Origin of the sequence: Streptomyces exfoliatus (assembly GCF_000725545.1) — a bacterium.
GTDB classification, from domain to species: domain Bacteria; phylum Actinomycetota; class Actinomycetes; order Streptomycetales; family Streptomycetaceae; genus Streptomyces; species Streptomyces exfoliatus.
Window position 1 is genome coordinate 1 of record NZ_JNZP01000070.1, and the last position, 3,208, is coordinate 3,208.

1 rRNA gene is annotated in these 3,208 nt (G+C 56.6%); it reads left to right on the forward strand.

Features of this window, described 5'->3' with window-relative positions:
- The first annotated feature begins 56 nt into the window (after nucleotides 1-56).
- Nucleotides 57-3,176 (forward strand): 23S ribosomal RNA (locus IO20_RS0134055).
- Nucleotides 3,177-3,208: the final 32 nt, after the last annotated feature.

Genomic DNA, 3,208 nt, shown 5'->3' on the forward strand with positions numbered 1-3,208 from the left:
GGGTGATGGGTGGCTGGTCGTTGCTTGAGAACTACACAGTGGACGCGAGCATCTGTGGCCAAGTTTTTAAGGGCGCACGGTGGATGCCTTGGCACCAGGAACCGATGAAGGACGTGGGAGGCCACGATAGTCCCCGGGGAGCCGTCAACCAGGCTTTGATCCGGGGGTTTCCGAATGGGGAAACCCGGCAGTCGTCATGGGCTGTCACCCATGCCTGAACACATAGGGCATGTGGAGGGAACGAGGGGAAGTGAAACATCTCAGTACCCTCAGGAAGAGAAAACAACCGTGATTCCGGGAGTAGTGGCGAGCGAAACCGGATGAGGCCAAACCGTATGCGTGTGATACCCGGCAGGGGTTGCGCATGCGGGGTTGTGGGATCTCTCTTTCACAGTCTGCCGGCTGTGAGACGAGTCAGAAACCGTTGATGTAGGCGAAGGACATGCGAAAGGTCCGGCGTAGAGGGTAAGACCCCCGTAGCTGAAACATTAACGGCTCGTTTGAGAGACACCCAAGTAGCACGGGGCCCGAGAAATCCCGTGTGAATCTGGCGGGACCACCCGCTAAGCCTAAATATTCCCTGGTGACCGATAGCGGATAGTACCGTGAGGGAATGGTGAAAAGTACCGCGGGAGCGGAGTGAAATAGTACCTGAAACCGTGTGCCTACAAGCCGTGGGAGCGTCGGATACAGCTTGCTGTATCTCGTGACTGCGTGCCTTTTGAAGAATGAGCCTGCGAGTTTGCGGTGCGTTGCGAGGTTAACCCGTGTGGGGAAGCCGTAGCGAAAGCGAGTCCGAATAGGGCGATTCAGTAGCGCGCTCAAGACCCGAAGCGGAGTGATCTAGCCATGGGCAGGTTGAAGCGGAGGTAAGACTTCGTGGAGGACCGAACCCACCAGGGTTGAAAACCTGGGGGATGACCTGTGGTTAGGGGTGAAAGGCCAATCAAACTCCGTGATAGCTGGTTCTCCCCGAAATGCATTTAGGTGCAGCGTCGTGTGTTTCTTGCCGGAGGTAGAGCACTGGATAGGCGATGGGCCCTACCGGGTTACTGACCTTAGCCAAACTCCGAATGCCGGTAAGTGAGAGCACGGCAGTGAGACTGTGGGGGATAAGCTCCATGGTCGAGAGGGAAACAGCCCAGAGCATCGACTAAGGCCCCTAAGCGTACGCTAAGTGGGAAAGGATGTGGAGTCGCAGAGACAACCAGGAGGTTGGCTTAGAAGCAGCCACCCTTGAAAGAGTGCGTAATAGCTCACTGGTCAAGTGATTCCGCGCCGACAATGTAGCGGGGCTCAAGCGTACCGCCGAAGTCGTGTCATTGCAGCGTATAGCCCCAACGGGTGTTGTGATGGGTAGGGGAGCGTCGTGTGCCGGGTGAAGCAGCCGCGGAAGCGAGTTGTGGACGGTTCACGAGTGAGAATGCAGGCATGAGTAGCGATACACACGTGAGAAACGTGTGCGCCGATTGACTAAGGGTTCCTGGGTCAAGCTGATCTGCCCAGGGTAAGTCGGGACCTAAGGCGAGGCCGACAGGCGTAGTCGATGGACAACCGGTTGATATTCCGGTACCCGCTTTGAAACGCCCAATATCGAATCAGGCGATGCTAAGTCCGTGAAGCCGTTCCGGACCCTTCGGGGAAAGGAAAGTGGTGGAGCCGACGAACCAGACTTGTAGTAGGTAAGCGATGGGGTGACGCAGGAAGGTAGTCCAGCCCGGGCGGTGGTAGTCCCGGGGTAAGGGTGTAGGGCGTTGTCCAGGTAAATCCGGACAGCACATAGCCTGAGACCTGATGCCGAGCCGATTGTGGTGAAGTGGATGATCCTATGCTGTCGAGAAAAGCCTCTAGCGAGTTTCATGGCGGCCCGTACCCTAAACCGACTCAGGTGGTCAGGTAGAGAATACCGAGGCGTTCGGGTGAACTATGGTTAAGGAACTCGGCAAAATGCCCCCGTAACTTCGGGAGAAGGGGGGCCATCACTGGTGATCGGATTTACTCCGTGAGCTGGGGGTGGCCGCAGAGACCAGCGAGAAGCGACTGTTTACTAAAAACACAGGTCCGTGCGAAGCCGTAAGGCGATGTATACGGACTGACGCCTGCCCGGTGCTGGAACGTTAAGGGGACCGGTTAGTCACATTTCGGTGTGGCGAAGCTGAGAACTTAAGCGCCAGTAAACGGCGGTGGTAACTATAACCATCCTAAGGTAGCGAAATTCCTTGTCGGGTAAGTTCCGACCTGCACGAATGGCGTAACGACTTCTCGACTGTCTCAACCATAGGCCCGGTGAAATTGCACTACGAGTAAAGATGCTCGTTTCGCGCAGCAGGACGGAAAGACCCCGGGACCTTTACTACAGTTTGATATTGGTGTTCGGTTCGGCTTGTGTAGGATAGGTGGGAGACTTTGAAGCCGTGACGCCAGTCATGGTGGAGTCGCCGTTGAAATACCACTCTGGTCGTGCTGGATGTCTAACCTCGGTCCGTGATCCGGATCAGGGACAGTGTCTGATGGGTAGTTTAACTGGGGCGGTTGCCTCCCAAAGGGTAACGGAGGCGCCCAAAGGTTCCCTCAGCCTGGTTGGCAATCAGGTGTTGAGTGTAAGTGCACAAGGGAGCTTGACTGTGAGACCGACGGGTCGAGCAGGGACGAAAGTCGGGACTAGTGATCCGGCGGTGGCTTGTGGAAGCGCCGTCGCTCAACGGATAAAAGGTACCCCGGGGATAACAGGCTGATCTTCCCCAAGAGTCCATATCGACGGGATGGTTTGGCACCTCGATGTCGGCTCGTCGCATCCTGGGGCTGGAGTCGGTCCCAAGGGTTGGGCTGTTCGCCCATTAAAGCGGTACGCGAGCTGGGTTTAGAACGTCGTGAGACAGTTCGGTCCCTATCCGCTGCGCGCGTAGGAATATTGAGAAGGGCTGTCCCTAGTACGAGAGGACCGGGACGGACGAACCTCTGGTGTGCCAGTTGTCCTGCCAAGGGCATGGCTGGTTGGCTACGTTCGGGAGGGATAACCGCTGAAAGCATCTAAGCGGGAAGCCTGCTTCGAGATGAGTATTCCCACCTCCTTGAGAGGGTAAGGCTCCCAGTAGACGACTGGGTTGATAGGCCGGATGTGGAAGCCCAGTAATGGGTGGAGCTGACCGGTACTAATAGGCCGAGGGCTTGTCCTCAGTTGCTCGCGTCCACTGTGTTAGTTCTGAAG